This is a genomic window from Dysgonomonas sp. (assembly GCF_035323175.1).
GTDB lineage: Bacteria > Bacteroidota > Bacteroidia > Bacteroidales > Dysgonomonadaceae > Dysgonomonas.
In genome coordinates, this window is record NZ_DAOKYH010000013.1 from 26,921 (window position 1) to 49,256 (window position 22,336).

22 protein-coding genes are annotated in these 22,336 nt (G+C 37.3%); 4 read left to right on the forward strand and 18 right to left on the reverse strand.

Annotated elements, in window-relative coordinates:
• Nucleotides 1–75: 75 nt before the first annotated feature.
• The 7 genes from PKC55_RS13815 to PKC55_RS13845 all read right to left on the reverse strand — a co-directional run bounded on the left by PKC55_RS13815 (nucleotide 76) and on the right by PKC55_RS13845 (nucleotide 7,179).
• The gene (locus tag PKC55_RS13815; protein WP_291127142.1) at nucleotides 76–1,470 is read right to left on the reverse strand and encodes a TolC family protein; all 1,395 of its coding nucleotides are present in this window, start codon (nucleotides 1,468–1,470) and stop codon (nucleotides 76–78) included.
• Nucleotides 1,471–1,633: 163 nt separating this feature from the next.
• The gene (gene rpsA / locus PKC55_RS13820; RefSeq protein ID WP_135107148.1) at nucleotides 1,634–3,427 is read right to left on the reverse strand and encodes a 30S ribosomal protein S1; all 1,794 of its coding nucleotides are present in this window, start codon (nucleotides 3,425–3,427) and stop codon (nucleotides 1,634–1,636) included.
• 185 nt (nucleotides 3,428–3,612) lie between these two features.
• On the reverse strand, nucleotides 3,613–4,662 hold the full coding sequence (locus PKC55_RS13825) for an inorganic phosphate transporter (RefSeq protein WP_135107093.1): 1,050 nt from the start codon (nucleotides 4,660–4,662) through the stop codon (nucleotides 3,613–3,615).
• A gap of 10 nt (nucleotides 4,663–4,672) precedes the next feature.
• A complete protein-coding gene (locus tag PKC55_RS13830; RefSeq protein WP_135107091.1) occupies nucleotides 4,673–5,320 on the reverse strand; it encodes a DUF47 domain-containing protein in 648 nt (215 codons plus the stop codon).
• Nucleotides 5,321–5,478: 158 nt separating this feature from the next.
• Nucleotides 5,479–6,120 carry a carbohydrate-binding family 9-like protein gene (locus PKC55_RS13835; RefSeq protein WP_291127146.1) on the reverse strand — a complete coding sequence of 214 codons (642 nt, stop codon included), beginning with the start codon at nucleotides 6,118–6,120 and terminating at the stop codon, nucleotides 5,479–5,481.
• A 75-nt stretch (nucleotides 6,121–6,195) separates the two neighbouring features.
• Nucleotides 6,196–6,801, reverse strand: coding sequence for a ribosome biogenesis GTP-binding protein YihA/YsxC (gene yihA / locus PKC55_RS13840; protein WP_291127148.1), 606 nt, complete (start codon nucleotides 6,799–6,801; stop codon nucleotides 6,196–6,198).
• 15 nt (nucleotides 6,802–6,816) lie between these two features.
• Nucleotides 6,817–7,179 carry an MmcQ/YjbR family DNA-binding protein gene (locus PKC55_RS13845; RefSeq protein WP_291127150.1) on the reverse strand — a complete coding sequence of 121 codons (363 nt, stop codon included), beginning with the start codon at nucleotides 7,177–7,179 and terminating at the stop codon, nucleotides 6,817–6,819.
• Nucleotides 7,180–7,304: 125 nt separating this feature from the next.
• Here PKC55_RS13845 and PKC55_RS13850 point away from each other — a divergent pair, with 125 nt between their 5' ends.
• The gene (locus PKC55_RS13850) at nucleotides 7,305–7,721 is read left to right on the forward strand and encodes a hypothetical protein (RefSeq protein WP_252638458.1); all 417 of its coding nucleotides are present in this window, start codon (nucleotides 7,305–7,307) and stop codon (nucleotides 7,719–7,721) included.
• Between the two features lie 21 nt (nucleotides 7,722–7,742).
• Entirely contained in the window at nucleotides 7,743–8,228 is a 486-nt protein-coding gene (locus tag PKC55_RS13855; protein WP_283687421.1) for a GNAT family N-acetyltransferase, read from the forward strand.
• Here the strand turns inward: PKC55_RS13855 and PKC55_RS13860 are convergent.
• The 4 genes from PKC55_RS13860 to PKC55_RS13875 form a co-directional block, all read right to left on the reverse strand.
• Nucleotides 8,223–9,443, reverse strand: coding sequence for an FtsX-like permease family protein (locus PKC55_RS13860; RefSeq protein ID WP_252638460.1), 1,221 nt, complete (start codon nucleotides 9,441–9,443; stop codon nucleotides 8,223–8,225). The genes PKC55_RS13855 and PKC55_RS13860 overlap by 6 nt on opposite strands.
• 2 nt (nucleotides 9,444–9,445) lie before the next feature.
• Complete coding sequence (gene rbfA, locus PKC55_RS13865) at nucleotides 9,446–9,802, reverse strand: 30S ribosome-binding factor RbfA (protein WP_006841989.1); 357 nt, start codon at nucleotides 9,800–9,802, stop codon at nucleotides 9,446–9,448.
• A gap of 117 nt (nucleotides 9,803–9,919) precedes the next feature.
• Nucleotides 9,920–10,564, reverse strand: a complete 645-nt coding sequence (locus PKC55_RS13870; RefSeq protein ID WP_291028484.1) for an O-methyltransferase — start codon at nucleotides 10,562–10,564, stop codon at nucleotides 9,920–9,922.
• Between the two features lie 3 nt (nucleotides 10,565–10,567).
• Nucleotides 10,568–10,768 (reverse strand): bacteriocin immunity protein, encoded by a 201-nt coding sequence (locus PKC55_RS13875; protein WP_135107076.1) that lies wholly within the window; start codon nucleotides 10,766–10,768, stop codon nucleotides 10,568–10,570.
• A gap of 233 nt (nucleotides 10,769–11,001) precedes the next feature.
• Here PKC55_RS13875 and PKC55_RS13880 point away from each other — a divergent pair, with 233 nt between their 5' ends.
• Entirely contained in the window at nucleotides 11,002–11,247 is a 246-nt protein-coding gene (locus tag PKC55_RS13880) for a cupin domain-containing protein (RefSeq protein WP_245530981.1), read from the forward strand.
• A 46-nt stretch (nucleotides 11,248–11,293) separates the two neighbouring features.
• On the opposite strand, the gene PKC55_RS13885 is transcribed toward PKC55_RS13880, so the two are convergent.
• From PKC55_RS13885 to PKC55_RS13915, 7 genes are all read right to left on the reverse strand, one after another.
• Complete coding sequence (locus PKC55_RS13885; protein ID WP_324373467.1) at nucleotides 11,294–12,901, reverse strand: hypothetical protein; 1,608 nt, start codon at nucleotides 12,899–12,901, stop codon at nucleotides 11,294–11,296.
• A gap of 7 nt (nucleotides 12,902–12,908) precedes the next feature.
• Nucleotides 12,909–13,655: a phage tail-like protein gene (locus PKC55_RS13890; protein WP_291127155.1), complete on the reverse strand. Its 747-nt coding sequence runs from the start codon at nucleotides 13,653–13,655 to the stop codon at nucleotides 12,909–12,911.
• 395 nt (nucleotides 13,656–14,050) lie between these two features.
• Nucleotides 14,051–15,637 (reverse strand): SusR-related protein, encoded by a 1,587-nt coding sequence (locus PKC55_RS13895; RefSeq protein WP_291127157.1) that lies wholly within the window; start codon nucleotides 15,635–15,637, stop codon nucleotides 14,051–14,053.
• A gap of 181 nt (nucleotides 15,638–15,818) precedes the next feature.
• The gene (gene pyk / locus PKC55_RS13900; RefSeq protein WP_135107069.1) at nucleotides 15,819–17,285 is read right to left on the reverse strand and encodes a pyruvate kinase; all 1,467 of its coding nucleotides are present in this window, start codon (nucleotides 17,283–17,285) and stop codon (nucleotides 15,819–15,821) included.
• 52 nt (nucleotides 17,286–17,337) lie between these two features.
• Nucleotides 17,338–17,766 (reverse strand): type II 3-dehydroquinate dehydratase, encoded by a 429-nt coding sequence (gene aroQ / locus PKC55_RS13905; protein WP_135107067.1) that lies wholly within the window; start codon nucleotides 17,764–17,766, stop codon nucleotides 17,338–17,340.
• Between the two features lie 105 nt (nucleotides 17,767–17,871).
• Nucleotides 17,872–19,134: a PLP-dependent transferase gene (locus PKC55_RS13910; RefSeq protein WP_291127159.1), complete on the reverse strand. Its 1,263-nt coding sequence runs from the start codon at nucleotides 19,132–19,134 to the stop codon at nucleotides 17,872–17,874.
• Nucleotides 19,135–19,208: 74 nt separating this feature from the next.
• Nucleotides 19,209–19,823, reverse strand: a complete 615-nt coding sequence (locus PKC55_RS13915) for a hypothetical protein (protein WP_324373472.1) — start codon at nucleotides 19,821–19,823, stop codon at nucleotides 19,209–19,211.
• A 281-nt stretch (nucleotides 19,824–20,104) separates the two neighbouring features.
• On the opposite strand from PKC55_RS13915, the gene PKC55_RS13920 reads away from it, so the two are divergent.
• A complete protein-coding gene (locus tag PKC55_RS13920; protein WP_291127162.1) occupies nucleotides 20,105–22,315 on the forward strand; it encodes a RelA/SpoT family protein in 2,211 nt (736 codons plus the stop codon).
• Nucleotides 22,316–22,336 lie beyond the last annotated feature (21 nt).

A 22,336-nucleotide genomic window follows, 5' to 3' on the forward strand; every position in this document is an offset into this window, starting at 1 on the left:
ACTTTTTTTATTGTTTTCCCAATTGTATACTTTTATCATCTTAGTTCTTTATATATAGATAAATATAAGATGTTTTTAAAACTTACGACCCAATGCTTTGTTCAGGTATATTCGGCATAAGATAATGTCGATCTGTGCATCTATCAGATCCGAGTGAGCCGATAGCCAAGCTGTGTGTGCTGCTATAACATCCGACGAAGGGATTACTCCTTCTTCGAATCCTACGTTTGCGTATCTTAGATTTTCATCCGCCTTTTCTGTGTTTTTTTGCGCAGTCTTTAGCTTTTTGTTTGCTTCCGACAGTTTGTATGCTGATTGGTTTATTTGCAATTTAATTTTTTCCTTTGCATCCTCCATTTCAAATTGTTTGATACGTGTTTCGGCTTTTGCTACATTAAGCTTTGCCGAATTAGAAGCAAAATTTAAAGGGACTTTTAGTAGTACTCCTACATTCCACATTCCGGCGAACTTGTTTTCCAGACCGTCAAATAAGTTCGGATTTGTCCATAAATAGTTTGCTGTAAGTGCAACATTCGGCATAAACTCGGCTACAGCAATCTTTTCTTTCTTCCCATATATTTTTGTGGCTAGCTCGAGACTTCTTATCTCTGTCCTGCTCAATATGGCTTCGTCTATGTTGGGCATAGCGTCCACGTCTTCGTCGGTTGCAATGTTTGTTATATTTTCATCTTTCAATGTAAGCTGATCGTTGATCTCCAGTCCGCATATTTGTGCCAATAGCATTTTTGAAAGACTCAGCCCGTTTTCCGCTTTTGTAAGAGTCATCTCTGCCTCATTTAGTTTTACGTTCACTGATAGCCTGTCGGCTTTTGTGGCTACGCCCTCTTGCTCCATTGCAGATATATCAGAGTCCATCTTTTGCATGAGTTTGACATACGCCTCTGCCAACTTCTTCTTATTGGCTACTGATACAACCTGCCAATATGCATTGTCTACCTCCACGATAACCTCTGTCATCTGAGTCTCTTTCATCGTTTTGGCTAGGTCTTGGGCATAAGATCTCAGATCATTGTAAGCAACGATCTTTCCTCCCATAAACAACGGTTGTGTGAGCGTAAATCCTCCCACCCATACGTTTTTAATGTCTACCTTTCCTAGATCATGAATGCTATTACGGATTTTGTCGTCTATCGGAATATTATTGCCTATTCCGGGAATCTCTATCGGGAGAGGTATGGATGTAGGTATGGCAGAAGATGGAATGAGGTACAAATTCTTCTGATTGCGCAAATATGCTCCCGTAAACGATATCTCGGGGAAGAATTTGGTAAGTGCATCCTTTTTCTCATAATATGCTATTCTCTCTTGCTCAGAAGCTATCTTGAGCGATTTGTTGTTCTCTATTGCAAGTTGTCGGCATTGCTCCAGCGATAGAAACTGTTGTGCCCAAACTGTGGATGCTATACTAAAAAAGAAAAATAAGGCTAATCCTAAACTCTTAGTATTCATATAGTGGTTTTATGTGTTGATTGCTTATGCAACTAAGCTGCAAAATTAGATAGTCTTTTCATATATACAAAATGTACAGAGAACTTTCACTTTTATTTTAACATTTTAAACGAAAAAGGGTTCACTATTAGTGAACCCTTTTATCAGAATATCAAAAAGATATTTATTTGTTATCTCCCGAAAGTTTTTCTTTCAATGCTGCAAGCTCTTCTATATCGCCTAATGTAGTTTTTTCTACGTTAGATTGAGTTGAAGTTTCAGCTTGTTCTTTCTTAGAAGATTTTTTTGCTCTTTTTTCAGCAGCAGCTTCTTTAGCTTCCGGTTTTTCATCTTCAAACACACGGCTGTGAGATACGATGATTCTTTTAGAGTCTTTGTTGAACTCGATTACTTTGAAATCAAGTTTTTCATCGATCTTAGCTTGAGAACCATCTTCTTTTACCAAATGTTTAGGAGTTGCAAAACCTTCAACACCATAAGGAAGAGAGATTACTGCTCCTTTGTCAACCATTTCAACAAGAGTACCTTCGTGTACAGAACCTACAGTAAATATAGTTTCGAATACATCCCAAGGGTTTTCTTCAAGTTGTTTGTGACCAAGGCTTAAACGACGGTTTTCTTTGTCTATTTCAAGTACTTGTACTTCGATGTCAGCACCTATAGCAGTAACTTCGCTAGGGTGTTTGATTTTCTTAGTCCAAGAAAGGTCTGAAATGTGGATTAGTCCGTCTACGCCTTCTTCTATTTCGGCAAATACACCGAAGTTAGTGAAGTTGCGAACTTTTGCAGTGTGCTGGCTTCCGATAGGATATTTTTCTTCGATATTTTCCCATGGATCTGGTTTCAATTGTTTGATACCAAGAGACATTTTACGTTCGTCGCGATCAAGAGTAAGCACTACAGCTTCTACTTCGTCGCCAACTTTCATAAAGTCTTGTGCACTGCGTAAGTGTTGAGCCCAGCTCATTTCTGAAACGTGGATCAAGCCTTCTACACCCGGAGCGATTTCGATGAATGCACCGTAGTCAGCCATAACCACAACTTTACCTTTCACCTTGTCGCCTACTTTAAGCTCAGCGCTAAGAGCATCCCAAGGATGAGGAGTCAATTGTTTCAATCCTAATGCAATACGTTTCTTGTCATCATCGAAGTCAAGAATAACAACGTTGATTTTCTCATCCAATTTAACCACTTCTTCTGGGTGTTGTACACGTCCCCAAGAAAGGTCTGTAATGTGGATTAGTCCGTCTACGCCGCCAAGGTCGATAAATACACCGTAAGAAGTGATGTTCTTAACTGTACCTTCAAGTACCTGACCTTTTTCAAGCTTAGAGATGATATCTTTTTTCTGTTGTTCAAGTTCAGCTTCGATAAGAGCTTTGTGAGAAACAACAACGTTTTTGAACTCGTGGTTGATTTTCACTACCTTGAACTCCATAGTCTTACCTACAAATACATCATAGTCGCGGATTGGTTTCACGTCGATCTGAGATCCTGGCAAGAACGCCTCGATACCAAATACATCAACGATCATACCGCCCTTAGTGCGACATTTAATATAACCTTTGATGATTTCGTCTTTTTCAAGAGCTTCGTTAACACGATCCCAAGAGCGTGTAGCACGTGCTTTCTTGTGAGAAAGGATAAGTTGTCCCTTTTTGTCTTCTTGGCTTTCGATGTATACCTCTACTTCGTCACCAATTTTTAGATCCGGGTTATAACGGAACTCGTTCATAGAAACGATACCGTCTGATTTGTAACCGATATTAACAACAACTTCGCGTTTGTTCATAGCAGTTACTTTACCCATTACCACTTCTTTGTCGTTTACTTTGTTCAACGATTGGTCATAGGTTTCTACAAGTTCTTCTTTGCTCTTACCTGTGTAAGAGTCTCCTTTTTCGTACGAATCCCAGTCGAAATCTGCAACCGGTTGTACATTTTTTAAATTATCAATCATTCAAAATTAGATCTGGCACCAGTCCTGATCAGTATCATTAAAAAGTTAAACATTCTTGCTTCGAAAAGCGGTGCAAAGATATTGTTTTTCAATGTATAAAGCAATGCTTTTATAGAAAAATTTAAATGAAGAAAGCGGATAGTTAACTTTAACCATCCGCTTTTATTTTATAGAGAGTGTTCTTATTGAACGATCAGTCCCAGAATGTGATAGAATACAATAGCCATCAGGGCACTAACCGGAATAGTCAATATCCATGCTATCAATAAATCTTTGGTTACTCCCCAGCGAACAGCTGAAAGACGTTTTACCGAGCCTACACCTATTATACTACCTGTGATTACGTGGGTTGTACTTACCGGCACGTGCAGCATTTCGGATATATATAAGGTTATAGAACCTGCTGTCTGAGCACAGAAACCTTCGATAGGAGTGATTTTTGTAATACGGTTTCCCATCGTTTTCATGATTTTCCATCCTCCGCAAACTGTACCTATTGCAATCGCAGTAAAACATGCGAGTGGCACCCAGTCGTGCATATCGTTCATGTCGTTCATATATAACCAAGGGTGAACGTCGGGTGTAGTTGCTGTATATGAAATCAATGCTGCTGCAATGATACCCATTACTTTTTGTGAGTCGTTCAATCCATGTCCTATACTAAGGCCTGCGGATGAGATGAGCTGTAGATTCTTGAACCAACGGTCGGCCTTACCCGGTTTTATCTTTTTTACAAAGTGGAGGGTGATCAGCGTGATGATGTTACCCGAAACCATACCAATCAGAGGTGCTACTACAATGAACAGCGCAATAATACCAATAACGCCTGAATGTACAGCTTGAAAACCTGAAGCGGCGATACCGGCTCCTGCAAATCCTCCGATAAGAGTATGCGAAGAAGATGAAGGGATTCCTAACCACCATGTAATAAGGTTCCAAGAAATAGCAGCTATCAGTCCGGCTATGATAACCAGAGATGGGTTGCCAAAGCTTTGAATTATAAATTCCATATCCACGGTTTTGGATACAGTGTCTGCAATACCAAATCCGCCGATAATATATTTTGCGATAAAATAAGCTACGAAGTTGAAAAAGGCAGCCCAAATTACAGCTTGGGTCGGTGTAAGAACTTTCGTAGATACGACGGTTGCTATTGAGTTGGCAGCGTCGTGAAAGCCATTTATGAAATCAAATATGATCGCTAAAATAATGATTATTATTAATAATGTCATTTCTTTCTTATTATGAATACTTAACGATCATTGTTTTAATAATTTTTCCTACTGATTCTGCTGCATCGGTAGCACGTTCGAGTTCGTGAAGAATATCTTTTAGTTTAATAACCTCAATGGCATCTTTTTCATTCTCAAACAGGTCGATAAGAAAATGTTCGTACACATCGTCGGCCTTTTTTTCAATCACACCCAGTTGCTCACAGTATTCTTTTATTCGGGATGTACTTTTTTTCAATACATCAAGTTCTCCGATTGCCTGAATCAGGAAGCCGGAAGATTCTCTTACAAACATAGCGAGTCGTACAGCACTCTCTGGCATTACCTTCGGGCTGTAAAGCATGATACGCTTAGCACAACTATTGATAAGATCAATAACATCATCCATTGTTGACGAAAGATGGTTTATATCTTCCCGGTCAAAAGGGGTAATAAATGTTTGGTTGAGCTCTTCGAAGATTTGATTTTGGATGGTATCGGCTTTTCTTTCCTGGTCTTTAATTTTTTTGTAATACTCTACAGCTTCGTTGTGGTTAGTTACTTGAACACATTCAATGATGAGATCCGATGCGGTGACTATTACTTCTGCCATTCCGCTCAAAAGAGGGAAGAATTTGTTTTCTTTAGGTTTAAACCTATCGAATAAGTTATTTTTCATAAAAGATTAAAAATATATTCATCAAGAAAAACAGTACCAACTGCTTTTGTCCCGCAAAGATAGAAAAAAAAATCGGTCGTAACATTTTTTTAACAAAAAAGTAATAACGAGTATTCTCCTCTATTCTTGCTCTTTAAGTATAGTGCTATCCTATAGTTTTATTCGAAATTAAGTTCTCCGAAAAATTGTGGAACATGGAAGTTTGGCTTTTCTGTATGGATCGGATTCCATGATAAAAAATGAGGAATAGTCAGGTTATCTCCACATTTATAGAAATTTGCATGGGCTTTTATTCCATTCAGAGATTTTAGGTCAGACATCCAATATGCTGTAACGGGAATAACAAGCAGCAAATTCCATTTGAAATCGCCTTGTTTTTTATCAAATGGCTCTATTCCAAGACTTGGGTATCGCTTAATGGAGTCCAATATCTGTTGGCTTGCATGCCGGGAATCTTTTTTTTCTTTACGATAGCCCATCAGTGCTTTTCCGATGCAAGAAAACTCTGTATTGTAATAATATAAACTATCGAAAGAAATGAAAAATTCTACACACGAATCGGTCCATACATGCCCATTATCTTCTGCTATTTTTGCAAGAATCTCATTTTCTTCAACAAAGAATTGCAGGAAGATATGGTTACCGTCGTGTGCTATTTTGAATGCAACTTCAGGCTTGGAAGGGTATAGCTCCGGCCAATTGACAGTAGAGATGTTATTCTTTTGTATATTTTGCATCTTCTCCAGAACCAGATCGGCTCTGCTAATATCTGCTATATTTATTAAAGGTACAGATAACATATCTTGACTTTTTATGATTAGTTTATGGAATTGAGTTGATTCGTATTCTGCCCTTTTCAGGGTTTAAGTCAAATTTTATTTCCCTTTCAAGCTTTTATTTATGTTGTCTATATAATCCAATATCTCATCGCCTCCTGCTCTCTGCTCGGAAGAAGTATAAAATATTGTCGGGATTTCCTCCCATGTTTCATGTAATTTGTTTATATATATATCGGAGTTATCTTTTAGTCGTCCTTTGCTTATTTTGTCTGTTTTGGTGAATACAATCACAAAGGGTACTCCTTCTTCGCCTAGCCAATTGATGAAGTCAAGGTCTATTTTCTGAGGTTCGTGTCTGCAATCTAATAATAGAAAGAGACAGGTTAGTTCAGATCTCTTAAGTATATAATTGTCTATTATTTTACGAATCTGTTCTCTGCCGTCTTTTCCTCGTTGCGCATATCCATATCCTGGTAAATCTACCAGATACCACTCGTCGTTGATTATGAAGTGGTTGATGAGCTGAGTCTTTCCCGGCTTGGACGATGTCATAGCCAATCCTTTGCGGTTGGTAAGCATGTTTATCAGGGATGATTTGCCGACATTGGAACGTCCGATAAATGCATATTCGGGCTTACCGTCTTGAGGACATTTTCTATAATCGGTATTGCTTATTACAAATTGAGCGTCTTTTATTATCATTGCTTTATATTTCTTTTACAAACTTCGATATTCTGTTTGTTTATTCTTCGGTAGTTTCTTTATAACTTCTTCGACAGAATGATCTATTAATTCTTTTATCAACTTATCGGGTACATCACTCGCAAGATAGACGGCATTCCATAAGAGTCCTCGTGTGTGATTACCGTGTGTTACTCCTTCATATCTTGTGCGTAGTTCAGATGATTTTTCCGGGTCACATTTCAGATTTACTTTGAAAAATCCATCTTTGGGATCTAAGCCTGTGTATGCGAACATTTTTCCCATGACTTTAAAGACTAAAGTAGATTCGTCGAAAGGAAAGCTTTCCGATGCGCCCTTTACAGATATACAGTATTCTCTGAGTTCTTCTATATTCATAGAATATTCGGTTTTTACTGTTATGTTTTTAAACTGTAGAACAAAAATAGTTTAAAAATATGAATATCTTTGTTTTCAGAATAAAACATCTTCAATTTTTGTTCCATCTTACATTTTATAATATTATGGCAAAAAGAGTTGTTCTTATAATTTTAGCAGTCCTTATAGCAGGTCTTTTTACCTTCCTGTATATCCGCTATTATGTACCTTATAGTGATTCGGGGGTAAAAGCCGGTATGCTTAACAATGTGAAGCATAAGGGGATTATATTCAAAACCTACGAAGGAGAGCTGATTCAATCCGGATTTCGTCCCGGACAGCAAGGTTTGCAATCCAATGAATTCCAATTTTCGATAGAAGATAAAGAGTTGGCTATAAAACTGATGTCACTCAGTGGACAGAATGTGAAGCTGCACTACAAAGAATATTACGGGGCTTTACCTTGGCGGGGATATACGAAGTTTATTGTAGACAGTATTGTGGCTGCTAGTCCTGCTGTGCCAAGTCAAGGACAAGAAATTCCCCCTTATACCGGAGAGTAAAGATTATTTATTTTATATCGAATGATAAGAGATGTAACGCCCGCTGATGCTGCGCAGATAGCAGCCATCTATAATTATTATATTGAGGAAACAGTCGTGACCTTTGAGTATGACCTTGTTACTGACGAAGATATCCGGAAGCGGATAGGCAAGGTGCAGGCAAAGGGGTTTCCTTATTTTGTATACGAGAAAGATGGGCAAATAATTGGTTATGCTTATCTCAACAATTGGCGTGAGCGTGTAGCTTACGATATAACGCTAGAAACAAGCGTATATCTTGATCGCAATGCCATAGGAAGCGGAGTGGGCAGTATTTTATATCAGGAACTGATAAACAGAGCCCGAAATATAAACATACATTCACTGATTGGTGTAATATCATTGCCCAATGATCCAAGCAGGAAACTTCATCGAAAATTTAACTTTGAACTGGTCGGCAATTTCAGGGAGTCGGGAGTTAAATTCGGGAAACTGATTGATGTCGAATTCTGGCAACTGATCTTATAGCCTTTTCCTTAGATTATTTACAGGATAGATTACAGCGAGGAATCCAATGATACTCACAGTAACAAATATCAGTACAATATCCAAAGCTTGTACCGATACAGGGTATGCATCTATAACAAAGGCTCCGGGAGTATTGCCTAATTTCAATAATCCGAAGTATTGTTGTAGCAGGCAAAGCGTGAGTCCGAGAGTTACACCTACAACTGCTCCTACAAATGTGATCAGCCAGCCTTCGAAGAGAAATATCCGTGTGATCAATGTATTGTTTGCTCCGAGGCTTTTTAATATCCTGACATCCTCGTCTTTCTCTATAATTAGCATCGTAAGCGAGCCTATAACATTGAATACTGCTATTATGAGAATGATACATAAAATGAGAAATGTAACCCATTTTTCAACGTTTACCATCCTATAAAGATCAGCCTGTTGTTCGAATCTGTTCTTTACCAATAGTTCATCTTTGCCAAGTATAGACTTTATTTTATTGTGTACCTTGTCTACATTATAACCGTCTTTTACTTTTATGTCAAGGGATGATATTTCTTTGTCGTAGTGGAAGAGTTCCCGTGCCAAGTCTATTGACACAATGAACATTTGGTCGTCATACTTCTGCTGATTGAGTGCAAATACACCCGATACGAATACTTCTGACTGAGTAAATGCTGTTGCCGGATTTGCCAGATTGATGCGTTCGTTTCGTTTGGGAGCGTATAGCTCTACCGGGTCGAGGAATCCGGCTCTTACCCCAAGAAACATGGCCATACCTGCACCTATAACTCCATTTTCGATATCACCTTCGCGTAACGAAAACTTTCCATCTATAATCAGATTGTTTACGTTGGCGAGATTGATGAAATTGGCTGATACACCTTTTAATATAATCGGTTCTTGTCGGTCTGCGAATTTAATCAAAGCATTGTCTTCCAGTGATTCGGATGTGAATTCTATTTCGGGCAAAGCTTTGATTTCTTCTATCTTCTTACTTGTCGGGTCAAATACTTTCCCTTTGGCCGGAGTAATTTGTAGTTCGGGGTCGAAAGCGCTGAATGTGTTTGCTACTACGTCTGTAAAACCATTAAAAACCGATAAAGCACATACCAGCGCCATTGTGGCAACAGTTATCCCACATACCGAGATCATCGATATGATGTTGATAGCATTATGCGATTTCTTTGCGAAAAGATAACGGCGGGCTATGTGCAGCGCAAGATTCAAGCTTATTCTTTTACTTCGTTATTATCCTTGTTGAGAAGCCTGTCTATATTTTCCAGATAATCGAGCGAGTCGTCCAGATAAAAAGCCAGCTCGGGAATTACACGTAGTTGTTTACCTACTTTTTGTCCCAAGTCGAAACGAATGCTTTTTACATTGGTTCTTATATTTTCAAGCAATTCTTTTCCTTTCTCGGAAGGGAAAATACTCAGGTATACTTTTGCTAGTCCTAGATCGGGTGTTACACGCACAGTGCTCACTGTTACAAGTACACCTTTCATCTGTTGGGTTTGTTTTCTGAAAATCTCACTCAGCTCTTTCTGGATGAGCCTGTTTATCTTTTGTTGTCTGGTCGTATCCATCCTTAATTATTTTAGCTTACAAAGGTAATACAAAATAGTTACAAGTAGCAAGCTATTTAAATCGTTAGCAACTTTAATATATCTATCCGTACATTCAAGTCTGTGGAGATTTGACTCTTATTTTTTCCATATCAATGTCAATCCGTCGCGTATTGGCAAGATTACTTTTTCTACTCTGTCATCCTTCGCTATCATGTCATTGAACTGTTGTATCCCGATGGTTTGTTTGTCCGATGGTTTCGGGGTTTCCAGTACATGCCCGTCCCACAGTGTGTTATCGGCAATGATAAGTCCACCGGGGCGTACCTTGTCGAATATGAGATTATAATATTCAATGTAATGGCGTTTGTTTGCATCAATGAATACGAGATCGAACGTGCGGTCTATCTGAGGGATTATTTCCATTGCATCTCCTATATGAAGATGTATCTTATCTTTAAGTTTCGATTTGTGCAGGTGTTTTAAGATGAAGTCCTCGAGTTCGTCGTTTACTTCTATGGTATGTATTTCTGCATCGTTGTCGGCTCCTTCCGCCAAACATAGGGTTGCGTATGCCGTATAAGTTCCTATTTCGAGAATATATTTAGGATTCATCATTCTGCAAAAGATTTTGAGCATACGCCCTTGCAGATGTCCCGATAGCATTCTTGGCTTTAATAAATTTACGTGAGCGTCCCTGTTTAATTGTTTGAGTAGCTCGCTTTCTTGATCGATACGAGAAAGAATATAGCTTTCTATAGCTTCGTCCTTTTCCAATGACATGGTTTATAACTGAATCGGTTTATAATTTAACGCTTTGTCTACAATTTCTTCCGAAGATAAATTTTCATAGTAGATCAAATCAGATATTGCAGGGTGGGGCACATTTCTGTGTAATAACTCTAACATCTCATTCAATTGATCTTCTGTGTACTTCTCTACATCCAGAATTTGTTCTACTAATTGTATCAATTCTTTTCTGGTCATAGCCTGCAGATATCGGTGTATTCTGCAAAACTAAGATATTTATTTATAAATTGTTGCTTAAAAAAGCATTCTTATGTAATTTATTTTTTATATTTAGCATATTGTTACATCTAAATTTAATTATCATGGGAAGAGCAGTCGATAAAAATTCAGCACCCCATTATTTTTGGGGAGACAAATGTAGCAGTTGGATCCTAATGAGTAGGGATTCTTTATCTGTAAAAATTGAAACCATGCCGGCAAATACAAGAGAAACTTTACATTACCACTCTCTTGCAAGGCAATTCTTCTTTGTGACAAAAGGAACAGCAATATTTTACGTTGAAGGCGAGCGTGAAGTTGTTAATGAGCAGCAAGGCATCTTAATAGAGCCTATGGTGAAGCATTATATTGCTAATGAGACTTCAGAGCCTATCGATTTCCTTTTGGTCTCTCAGCCTGACAATGATTCAACGAATGACCGAACAGATTGTGAATAAAAAATAAAGGGTGTAATCACACCCTTTATTTTTTATTCACGGATTGTTATTGTATAATTTTTGCTCTTAAGTGGGGATTTATATAAATATAGGTAACGCAATCCTTGACTGTAATATTTAATGTGACTTCCTTGTCGGGCATTAGTCCATTAGAATTATAAGGGTTTGTTCTTATCGTTTTAATTCCACTAGATGTATATGTATGTTTTATTTTATGTAAATTGTCTGTTGGCCATGGTTTGGTTGATGGGTCAGCTAAAGGGTGGTCTCCTGTATAATATTTAGTATTATCTCCCATATCCCATTCTATATACTCAGCTCCATATCCACTTGTTCCCTGTTCAGCCTCCAATATAAATTCACCTTCTGCTCCTGTACATAGTTCTGTCGGTCCTGTAAGAGCTTTGACTAAGAAAAAGCTTGGCATAAAATTAGGCAATCCATTAAAAGGATAAACGTTGGCTCCTTCACAAGCAAAAAAATTAGGATGTGCCTTGTATGTATTCGCCGGTACTGCTGTGTCTGGATTGTTAGGGTCATCTATTGTATATAGTGTAGAACTGCCTCTAACGATCATGTACATAATACCTTTGGGTCCCATAACTGCATTGAATTCGCCTGTTGTAATCATATTCCTATAGTTGTTCATAGAGCCATTGGCAAGGTCACTGAACTTTATAAAGCCGGCACTTCCCATATTTGTCAGATATAACCATTCGTTAGATGGCGAAAATTCGACACCATAGGCTGCGATATTTTTAGTGGCGTGTTTCGACGAAGTTACCTCTCCTGTAGAATTATTGAAAAAAGCTGTTCCGAATACCCCTACAGGGGTAGTATTACTTGCTTGATCTATAGCGTATGCTATTCTGGTTCCGTCGGCAGATATTCGGATATGTCCCAATCCTCCACGATAAGAATTGGAAGAGGTTGTACTGGCAAACTCATATGAAGATAGAGATAATACAGGGGTATCCGACACTCCGTCTTTCGTGACTTTCCATGCATGAAAATGACTGCCGAAAATGCTTACCAGCCAATAGTTTCCATCACTAGAGGGTGTTAATGTAATATTCTCCATTACGTTTGCTGCCGTGTATCTTTCCGTCAAACTATTTTTTTGATAGCCATATGTAACTGATTTGTTTATCTTGCCTGTGACAAGTTCTCCAATTCCATTATTGGCAGCTAAGTCGATAATAGAATAATTAATACCTTTTCTGGGGTTAGATTGCTTATCATCGATAGTGAAAATGTAGTACAAAGACGTTTCACCCGGAACTGGACACATGATACCTGATTGGGTAGCAGAGGAATTTCCAAATAATATATTGTTTTTATTTATCGAAAAATCACCATCTGCCGAATTCGTTGGCAAAGGAAAAGTGGCTCCTTTTATACTTCCGGGAGTGTAGACATACTTTCCATCAGAGCTCATTAACCAATTCCCATTTTTATCCGAGATAGAGAATACCCCTTCGTTCTGGCGTAAGGGGGCATTGCATATAGCTTTTGGATAGGTGGCATTGCCATTAAATACCTCAGTGAAATCGAAACCTACATTATAGCCAAAGTGCCACCAGGTTCCCTCTCTTTGTGCATTTGCTGAAATGACAGGGAGGAGAAATATGCATATTATAAAATATTTTTTCATCATATTTCTACTTTACGATAGCTATAACATTAATATATGATTTCGCGCTTGGAGCTGTACCATTGGTTGTATAGTGCATTGTGCCATCCGGATCTATTTTTGCTATAGACATTATACTCGTATCATAATAAGTAACTACATAGTATAATTCACTATTTTCATATAGTTTACCATTAAGTGGAGATGGTATTGTATTTATGCTAGTGTCGCTAGATATAAATGCTCCATTCCCGGTTTGGGTAAATTGGTTTTTATATATATCATGTAATTTGATTTCTCCAGAATTTACACTGCCTAAGGTTATAGATAGATGAAATGGTGGAAGGTAGAACCAGCGAGCACCTTCACTTCCTTTACCACCTGATATGTTCCATTGCTTCCCGTCCCATACGTATGTACCTGGTTCGAATGACTCGTCAATAGAGTTGGTAATTTGTTGTTTTATATTATATACAGTTAGCCCTACATGTTTCATTTTGGTCTGATCGTCTATTGATCCTTGAATGAATGGCTCCAATGTTTTTCTATTTACAAGTTTTACCCTAGGCAAACCTAATCCTCCTTTGTCTGAGGTAATATTGCTGTCGTCGGTAATAGAGATTATGTGCGACGCATTGTGCATTGTTTTAATTTCTAGAATAGCTGCACTGGACGGTTCTGCGTTAGATCCAATTGTTACTTGAGCATTTGCTACAGTCGTTACTATTATTAGTAAAACCAAAAGAATTGTTTTTTTTAGATTAATTATTTTCATAATGATAAAAATGAATTTAGGAACTCTTACTGCATTTATTCATTTGTAGTTTGCGATTTTCTGAAAGAATATCTTTTCTGGTAAAGATTATTCGTAAAGAAGAATATCTGTAAAGAATCTTACAAGTAAAATTTCTACAAGCAATGAACATATAAAGTTATACTCCAGATAAATTCTAACTCGGATAGATTACATGTTGGCAATTTCTCTTAGTGTAGTAAAAAAGTGTATTTGTAAGTTTAATTGTTTGACTGCAAAGGTAAGTCCTACAATACTCGCTAAGTGCTCTTTTTTATATTAAGTAGTTCTTTGGTAAATATTTTTTCTCTTTAGTTGATATCAACTATCTGTATATTAGTGTGTAGTGTGTTTTTAGAATTGTGCTTAAAGTAAAGTTATTTTATGATAGCTCCTATGTTTTTTATTTTTTCTTCAAAATTTTCATTATCAGCCAAAGCTTTTGCTTTGACTTTACTCCTGTAGTTGTATATCGTTTGCATAGAATAGCGAAGAAAAGATGCGATATGTTTATTATCTGTTATTCCGAGGCGGATAAGAGCAAATATTCGTAACTCTGTATTTAATTCATTTGACTTTAATTTATATCGTTCTTCTTCTTTTAGCAGGGCATTAATTTCATTCACAAAGCTTGGGTAGATATTAAGGAAAGCCATATCAAAATTGCTATATAATTCTTCTATTTCTTTTTTTGTATTTGTTGATACTGACATTGTTGCCAATAAGTCGTTTGTTTGGCCCGCTTTTATCTTTCGATATACAGATTGTTTAAATTCTTCCAATTTCTCTATATTAATCGAGTATTGTTTCAGAAAGTATCCAATGTATTCTTCTTTGATATTGTTCGCTTTATCCAAACTATCATTAAGTAGTTTTAGTTGCTTCCGATTCTTTTTAATAATACGAATTTGTCTGTATACGCAAAGGCATGTAAAAAGAAGTCCGATAGCAAATGCTATCATAATAATAAGGTACATTGTTAAATGTTGTCTTTGTTCTATTATTTTGTTTTGATACGTTTCTTCGATTATCGGAAAGGTTTCTAATATGATTTTGTTACGATGTTTTGAATTGTAAAAATTTGCATCGTTAAGTGCTTTTTTTGCGATTTTATAAGCTCTCTCCGAATCGTTAGTTTCATGAAGTAAGAGGGCTAGGTTCATTAGTATTATTGGATCTTTGATTGCAGACTTGATATTCACCAGAGAAGCTTGGGCTAAATACATTATTGGCAGTTCTAGATTATCACCACGTTCCCAATACTCTATTCCTATAAGAGTAGAGATAATAGCATAATCTTGAGACTCGGGATTTAATGTTGGTAGAAGAGTTAATAGATGCTCAAGATGTCCGGTTTTCTTCTCCCAATAGTCAATATAAACATAATCAATGATGTCATTTTTATCTTTTGAATATATTTGACGTGCTGAATCCAAAAAAGCGATCATCTTTTTTTCATACCTAGCGGAGTACTTTTCATTATTTATATGATCTATCAGTGCTTCATATGAACGGGCATAGGCTGAATAATATTTTTCTCGTAAATCATCAGGTAACTTTTTTACTTTTATCGATTTTAATATTTCCTCTGCTTGAGTAAAAAGTCCCCCACGGGCATATGTTCTGGCAAGTAATATCTGGGATTCATCTTCATCTCGTTTTTTGTTTAGTGCTTTAGATATCTCTACATTTCTAGCAGCATAAAAAATTGCAGAATCACTTATGTACGTATTATATTCATTTACTATAATTTTATTTATATCGTATTGTTTTTCTAGAGATTGGGTTAGGCTAACTTTCTTTTTTAATTCGCTCAAACGTTCTTCTTTTAATTGGTCGTATTTGTTTTGATTGTCAAAAGCATCATCTAATTCTTTTAGTATTTTATTAATATCATGATTTTGCCCAATGATATAAACGATCGGCGAAAGAAGGAGAATAAATAATAAAATATGGATTTTCATTTTGTGGGCCTTTGTCTATTTTGTTAGTATTGCGTTTGTCCGGTTTCAAATATACATGATTTCTCATTGTTTTCGAGATTAATGGTTTTTATATTAAGCTATTTTAGGAAGAGTCAACAGATGCAAAATAAAAAGGGTGCTTTTGGAAGCACCCTTTTATATGAATAAATTTTAAGTTCGATTAGTCTACAGGAACGAAAAATTTCTCACCTTGTTCCATTACAGCACCAACTTTTTCGATTTCAAGGAAAGATGTTCCACCTTTACCATCAGAGAAAGTTCCACTCAAATAAGTAACATAGTCACCTGAGCTTAATACTCCGTCTAATTGAAGTTGGTTTAATGCTCTAACGAAATATTCTTTGTGGTTTTTAGTAAGACCAGCATCTTCTTGGAAGTGAGGATCTACACCGTAACTCAAAGATAACCAGCGAGCAACTTCTTCTTTGTTGCAGAATGCATATACAGGACATTTGCTGCGGAATGCGGCAAGAGTACGTGCTGTACGTCCGGTCATACTGTCTGTAACAATAGCTTTCACCCCAAGTTGGTTGCAAGATTTAACAGCTTGCTTAGCTAGGAATGATGTTCTTCCGTATTCTCTATCTTTGAAAGGAACCGGCATTGCTTTTTCTTCTAATTTAGATTGTTCGGCAGCAGCAGCAATTTGAGCCATAGCGCGAACAGCCTCAATCGGATATTTACCATAAGCAGTTTCTCCACTAAGCATCACTGCATCTGTTCCATAATATACTGCATTTGCAATATCTGTAACCTCTGCACGAGTAGGACGTGGATTTTCGATCATTGTGTGCAACATTTGAGTTGCTACGATAACCGGTTTTTTATATTCTACGGCTTTACGGATAAGCAAACGTTGGATTCCAGGTATTTTTTCTTGTGGAACTTCAATACCAAGGTCGCCACGAGCTACCATCACGCCATAAGCTGTTTCGTAGATTTCGTCGATATTGTCAACACCTTCTTGGTTTTCAATCTTAGCGATGATTTTGATAGGGCTGTTGTATTCGTCCAAAATCTTTTGTACGTCTAATACGTCTTGTTTATGTCTTACAAAAGAGTGAGCGATGAAGTCAGCTTTGTTTTTGATAGCGATTTCAATGCTTCTTCTGTCTTTTGCTGTAATTGAAGGAAGGTTTACTTTTACTCCAGGGATATTAACGCTCTTGCGGCTACCGATTGTACCATCGTTTTGTACTTCGCAAAGTAGATATTCTGCAGTTTTGTCGATTACTTTTAGTGCAGTTTCTCCATCGTCAATCAATAGTGTGCTGCCTACCGGCACGTCTTCTATAATGCTTGGATATGAAAGTGAAACTTGCTCGGGAGTAGATAGGATGTTGATATCACCGATAACTTTGATTTTGTCTCCGGTTTTAACAACTATTTTTTCTCCTGAAGCTGTAGCTGTTGTACGTATTTCCGGTCCTTTAGTATCCATCATAATACCAATGTGTGAAGATACGGCACGTACATTAGTCATTACTTTGATAAACCCTTCTTCTGTCATGTGGGCAGAGTTCATCCTTACAACATTGATCCCTTCGTTATATAATGCACGAATAAAATCAACATCACAACGCATGTCTGAAATTGTAGCTACAATTTTCGTTTTTTTCTGAGTCATAAATGGAATTTTATTTAATATATAGTTCTTTAAAAGATTTGCACTTGCAATCTTATATTTTCTTTGCTTTCAGAAAATAGTCGATAGCAAATTCGTATGATAACAGACCTAACCCAACGACAGAACCTTTGCAGGCTGCAGCGATCATTGATTTGTGTCGGAAATTCTCACGGGTATGAATGTTTGAGATATGCACCTCAACTACCGGAGTTGTTACAGCCTTTATGGCATCATGTATGGCAATGGAAGTATGCGTATATGCTCCCGCATTGAGCACAATGCCATCGTATGTAAATCCGGTTTCATGTATTTTGTCTATAATAGCTCCTTCGTGATTGGACTGAAAATAAGATAATTCGCAATCTGGATAGTTTTGTTGCAATTGGGTAAAATAATTTTCGAAAGAAATGTTCCCGTAAACTTCCGGTTCACGTTTTCCCAACAGGTTCAAATTTGGTCCATTTAGTATCAATATCTTCATTATATCAGCTATTTAGCCCCAATTATTTGCGTTTCGCATAATCAGAGCACAAAAGTACTACTTTTTCTTTGAATGATATAATCTTATAACAATTAAAAATCAAGATTAGTTTTGTTTACCTAAAGCTTGCAATATGTCAGCTTTAAGGTCATCCGGATCTTCGAGACCTACAGAGAGGCGCATAAGATTACTTTCTATACCCATTATCTCCTTCATCTCGGGTGTAAATGTGCCATAGATGGTTGAGTCGGGGTGTATAATTAATGTTTTATTATCGAACAAGTTTGTTGCTCTGCGGATAATGCAAAGTTTATCCATGAAGTCGTAACAAGCTTTTTTGTCTTTCAGGCTAAATGTCAGCATAGCACCCGGATTACCAACAAACAGGGAATCCGATATATTTTTATATGCAGAGCCGGTTAATTTTGGATAACCTACTTTTACAACATCCGGCAGTTCTGAAAGGAATTGCGCCAATTCATATGCCGTTTCAGACATTTTTTCGAAACGTAATTCCAGCGTTTCCATACCTAACGATTGCTGATAGGCGGTATCTGGATCCATTGCAGCCCCTATGTTGCGGGCTATCTCACGTTTCAGCTTAAATGAGAACTGAGATACACCTTCTGTTTTTGCTACATTAGCTAAACGCTTGTTGTGCGTCCAGTCGAACGTACCGTAATCGAGGATTGCACCTCCAATACTCGTAGCTCCACCTGATATATATTTTGTTGTAGAAACAACCTCAATATCTACACCTGCTTTTCTGGCATCGAAGCCACACCAAGGAATAATAGTGCTATCAACGATCATAGGTACATTTCTAGCTCTCAATATCTTTGATATTTCGGGGAGATTGGCGATCTCTAAATGCGGGTTAGTAATTAATTCGCAAAAGAAGGCACATGTGTTTTCGTCTATAGCTGACGCTATCTCTTCCAGATTGTCGGTGTTTACAAAGCGCACTTCAACTCCGAATGCCGCAAGGGTAAATTTAAATAGCGAAAATGTATTGCCAAACAAGTGAGGTGATGTCACAATGTTACTTCCGGCATAAGCAATGGTAAGGAAAGTATTCGAGATTGAGGCCATTCCTGATGCTACCATCATTACGTTTTCTGCTCCCGATGCTGTTTTAATCTTTCGTTCCAGATTTTCTACAGACGGGTTCGTTATGCGTGTATATGTGTGTGAAGGGATCTCTTCTTTGTACTGAAAAGCAGCCGCTATACTTTCAGAGTCGGCAAACTCGAAAGCAGCATTGCGATAAATAGGCATAGATATTGCACCATGCACATCTTTTTTGAAAAATTTTTCACTGATAATGCGGGTGGAAAATTTCTTGTTTTTGGAGTCTTTTTCAACCATGAATTATGTTCTTTGATATTTTGAGTGTCAAAGGTATAAAAGACTTGTGAAAATCCTGTTAAGATGAAATTGAATTATGATTTCCTCACTAAATCTTTTCTTCTTATTATCGGAACATTTTTGTCGTTTATATATAACACCGGAAAATAACCCTCGCTTAAGCTCCATCCTGCATTCCGTTTGTTTATTTCTTTTTTAGGATAGGCTTTTACATATATATCACTGTCACTTTCTTCGTCGTGTATAAGAATAGCTTCTTTTTTGAAAGACACTTCATGTTTAGCCAAGAGGTCGTGAAGAGATATTTCTTTTACCAGATTTGTGATATAGTATTTATCATGTCGGCGTGTATTGTTTGCAAATGCGGCATAAGTGTAGTCACCTTTGTCTCCCAATGGTGTGGCAAGACAAATATGAAAAGCCCCTTCTGTAGCCATCGCAGCTTTCAATATGTGTCTTTTCAGTGCTTTTAGCCAAATAGTGCCAACAGTGAACAAAAAAAGATAAGGGATAATATACCACGATACGAGCATGTCACTATTGAACAAGTATATTATTCCTACAAGTCCTACAAACAAGAAACATATAGGTGGCACCATCAGTAGTGTTTTCCACCAGAATGTGTTATTAAAGTAATGCCTTTTGAAGTCATAATCTTTCTCGAGTTTAGCGTAATCGTTTGCCTTCATCTTAGCTTTATATAAATTGTTTTTTTTGAAATCTATACCGTTTCTATTCTAGAGAAACAAGGTTGTTTATTTAACATAAGCAAAGTTAAAATGCTTTGATCATTAAAACGTCTGCTAAAAGCATAAAGTTTCTAAATATGAAAAAATTAAAACATCTGTTATAAAAAAGACGTGTCACTTTCAAAAAAGCGTTAATTTTACAAACGGATACGAGATTAATATGATTTATCTTTTCCTGTCTTTGTCAATTTAATTATATATACTCATATTTTGTAGAGAAAATGAATGACAATTTCCCCACATATAACGATAAAGGCCTGACTTATTCCAAATTCAAAAGATTGATGAGAGGGTTGGATTCTAATCTCACTCCTGATGAATTTGAGAAAATAAGGAAAGTCATAAAGAAGGCATTGGCTGATGGAGTCTATGCTAAAGATCAGAAGATTGGTAGTATTACAGACCTTACAGTGAGTTCATCTATTATTCTTATGGAAGAACTTGGGCTGAAAAGTGCTGCAATTCTCGCTTTATTAGTCTATCGTCCTGTAATGCACAAGTCGATATCTCTGGAAGAAGTATCTACGATATTTGGTAAAGATATAGCAAATATTGTGTCGGGGTTGATGAAGATCAATGCTTTGGAAATGAACGAATCGGCTATGGCTTCGGACAATTACATAAAGCTGTTGATAACACTCGCCGAGGATATGCGGGTAATTCTTATAAAAATAGCGAGTCGGCTTCATCGTATCCGAAATGCCGAAAAGTATAGCGAACAGCATCGATTGCAATTGGCTGTAGAAGTTTCATTTCTTTATACTCCATTGGCACACAAGCTGGGACTGTATAATATAAAAACGGAGTTCGAAGACCTTTATCTGAAATATACCGACAGAGAGTCTTATGACTATATTGTAGAAAAAATAAGTGAAAGTAAAGCTTCACGTGATAAATATATTGCCGAATTTATAGCACCGATAGATGCCAGACTGAAAGAGACCGGGCTGAAGTATGATATAAAGGGGCGTGTGAAGTCTATTTCATCTATTAATAATAAGCTAAAAAAGCAAAAGATAGATTTTGAGTCAATTTATGACTTGTTTGCTATTCGCATAGTCTTAAACTCCCCTTTAGATAAAGAAAAACCTGAGTGTTGGCAGGCCTATTCGATTGTAACCGATCTTTATACACCGAATCCAAAAAGGCTGAAAGATTGGCTTTCTATTCCCAAAAGCAATGGTTACGAGTCGTTGCATACCACGGTTATGGGGCATGAATCCCGTTGGGTAGAAGTGCAGATACGTACCCGTCGTATGGATGAGATTGCTGAGCGTGGATTGGCAGCACACTGGAAGTATAAAGGTGTGAAAAGTCAGTCGAAGATGGACGACTGGTTGACCGGGTTGCGTGAAATGCTCGAAAATAAAAGTCTTGATTCGGGTGAGAAATTAGAGAACTTTAAGCTCGACCTCTACGATGACGAGATTTATGTATTTACTCCAAAGGGAGACTTGCATAAACTGCCGAATGGGGCAACAGTGCTTGATTTTGCATTTTCGATACACTCTCGTATTGGTTCTACCTGTGTTTCGGGTAAAGTGAATGGACGTAATGTTTCTATCCGCCATAAATTGTCGAATGGAGACCAAATAGAAATACTCACTTCGCCCAATCAGTCGCCAAAACAAGACTGGCTCAATTTTGTAACTACGTCGAAAGCGAAGAATAAAATACGTCAAAGCCTCAAGGAAGAAGCGAATAAGCAGGTGGAGATTGCCAAAGAGCAGCTTAAGCGTCGGGTAAAGAACAGGAAGATAGAGATCAACGAGTCTATAATGATGCGTTTGATTAAAAAGCTTGGTTTCAAGACAATCACCGACTTCTATATTAAGATAGCAGAAGAAAGTCTTGATGTCAATTCTGTTATAGATCAATATCTTGACCTAGAGAAAAAAGAAACTGAACAGCATGATAAGCATGAGGCTATAAGTGCCGAGAATTACGTTGTATATACTCCCGAAACAAAGAAAGATTCTTCGAGCAAAGAGGAGTTAATTATAGATCAAAATCTGACAGGTGTAGATTATAAGTTGGCAAAATGTTGTAATCCAATATATGGTGACGAGATATTTGGCTTTGTATCCTCACAGGGAATAAAGATACATCGAGTAAATTGTCCCAATGCCCATGATATGTTTTCGCGTTTCGCTTATCGTGTGATTCCTGCCAAGTGGTCGGGCAGATCCGGGTCTACCTATACTGTTACGCTGAGGATAATAGGGAATGATGATATAGGTATCATCAACAACTTGACCTCTATTATAGCCAAAGAACAAGGGATAAATATGCGCTCCATCAGCATCGACTCGAATGATGGACTGTTTCAGGGTAATATGTCGGTGACGCTGAATAATACAGATATGCTTAACGGGCTCATAAAAAAACTGAAAACAGTGAAAGGTGTGAAGGAAGTTAGTCGCCTTGCGTGAGTTGACATTCTTTATTTGAAA

What these genes read in the sequence shown, in the direction of transcription:
- PKC55_RS13815 (WP_291127142.1), bottom strand. Translation starts at nt 1,470, where the DNA reads ATGAATACTAAGAGTTTAGGATTAGCCTTATTTTTCTTTTTTAGTATA.
- PKC55_RS13825 (WP_135107093.1), bottom strand. Translation starts at nt 4,662, where the DNA reads ATGACATTATTAATAATAATCATTATTTTAGCGATCATATTTGATTTC.
- PKC55_RS13830 (WP_135107091.1), bottom strand. Translation starts at nt 5,320, where the DNA reads ATGAAAAATAACTTATTCGATAGGTTTAAACCTAAAGAAAACAAATTC.
- PKC55_RS13835 (WP_291127146.1), bottom strand. Translation starts at nt 6,120, where the DNA reads ATGTTATCTGTACCTTTAATAAATATAGCAGATATTAGCAGAGCCGAT.
- yihA (WP_291127148.1), bottom strand. Translation starts at nt 6,801, where the DNA reads ATGATAATAAAAGACGCTCAATTTGTAATAAGCAATACCGATTATAGA.
- PKC55_RS13845 (WP_291127150.1), bottom strand. Translation starts at nt 7,179, where the DNA reads ATGAATATAGAAGAACTCAGAGAATACTGTATATCTGTAAAGGGCGCA.
- PKC55_RS13850 (WP_252638458.1), top strand. Translation starts at nt 7,305, where the DNA reads ATGGCAAAAAGAGTTGTTCTTATAATTTTAGCAGTCCTTATAGCAGGT.
- PKC55_RS13855 (WP_283687421.1), top strand. Translation starts at nt 7,743, where the DNA reads ATGATAAGAGATGTAACGCCCGCTGATGCTGCGCAGATAGCAGCCATC.
- rbfA (WP_006841989.1), bottom strand. Translation starts at nt 9,802, where the DNA reads ATGGATACGACCAGACAACAAAAGATAAACAGGCTCATCCAGAAAGAG.
- PKC55_RS13870 (WP_291028484.1), bottom strand. Translation starts at nt 10,564, where the DNA reads ATGTCATTGGAAAAGGACGAAGCTATAGAAAGCTATATTCTTTCTCGT.
- PKC55_RS13875 (WP_135107076.1), bottom strand. Translation starts at nt 10,768, where the DNA reads ATGACCAGAAAAGAATTGATACAATTAGTAGAACAAATTCTGGATGTA.
- PKC55_RS13880 (WP_245530981.1), top strand. Translation starts at nt 11,002, where the DNA reads ATGCCGGCAAATACAAGAGAAACTTTACATTACCACTCTCTTGCAAGG.
- PKC55_RS13885 (WP_324373467.1), bottom strand. Translation starts at nt 12,901, where the DNA reads ATGAAAAAATATTTTATAATATGCATATTTCTCCTCCCTGTCATTTCA.
- PKC55_RS13890 (WP_291127155.1), bottom strand. Translation starts at nt 13,655, where the DNA reads ATGAAAATAATTAATCTAAAAAAAACAATTCTTTTGGTTTTACTAATA.
- PKC55_RS13895 (WP_291127157.1), bottom strand. Translation starts at nt 15,637, where the DNA reads ATGAAAATCCATATTTTATTATTTATTCTCCTTCTTTCGCCGATCGTT.
- pyk (WP_135107069.1), bottom strand. Translation starts at nt 17,285, where the DNA reads ATGACTCAGAAAAAAACGAAAATTGTAGCTACAATTTCAGACATGCGT.
- aroQ (WP_135107067.1), bottom strand. Translation starts at nt 17,766, where the DNA reads ATGAAGATATTGATACTAAATGGACCAAATTTGAACCTGTTGGGAAAA.
- PKC55_RS13910 (WP_291127159.1), bottom strand. Translation starts at nt 19,134, where the DNA reads ATGGTTGAAAAAGACTCCAAAAACAAGAAATTTTCCACCCGCATTATC.
- PKC55_RS13915 (WP_324373472.1), bottom strand. Translation starts at nt 19,823, where the DNA reads ATGAAGGCAAACGATTACGCTAAACTCGAGAAAGATTATGACTTCAAA.
- PKC55_RS13920 (WP_291127162.1), top strand. Translation starts at nt 20,105, where the DNA reads ATGAATGACAATTTCCCCACATATAACGATAAAGGCCTGACTTATTCC.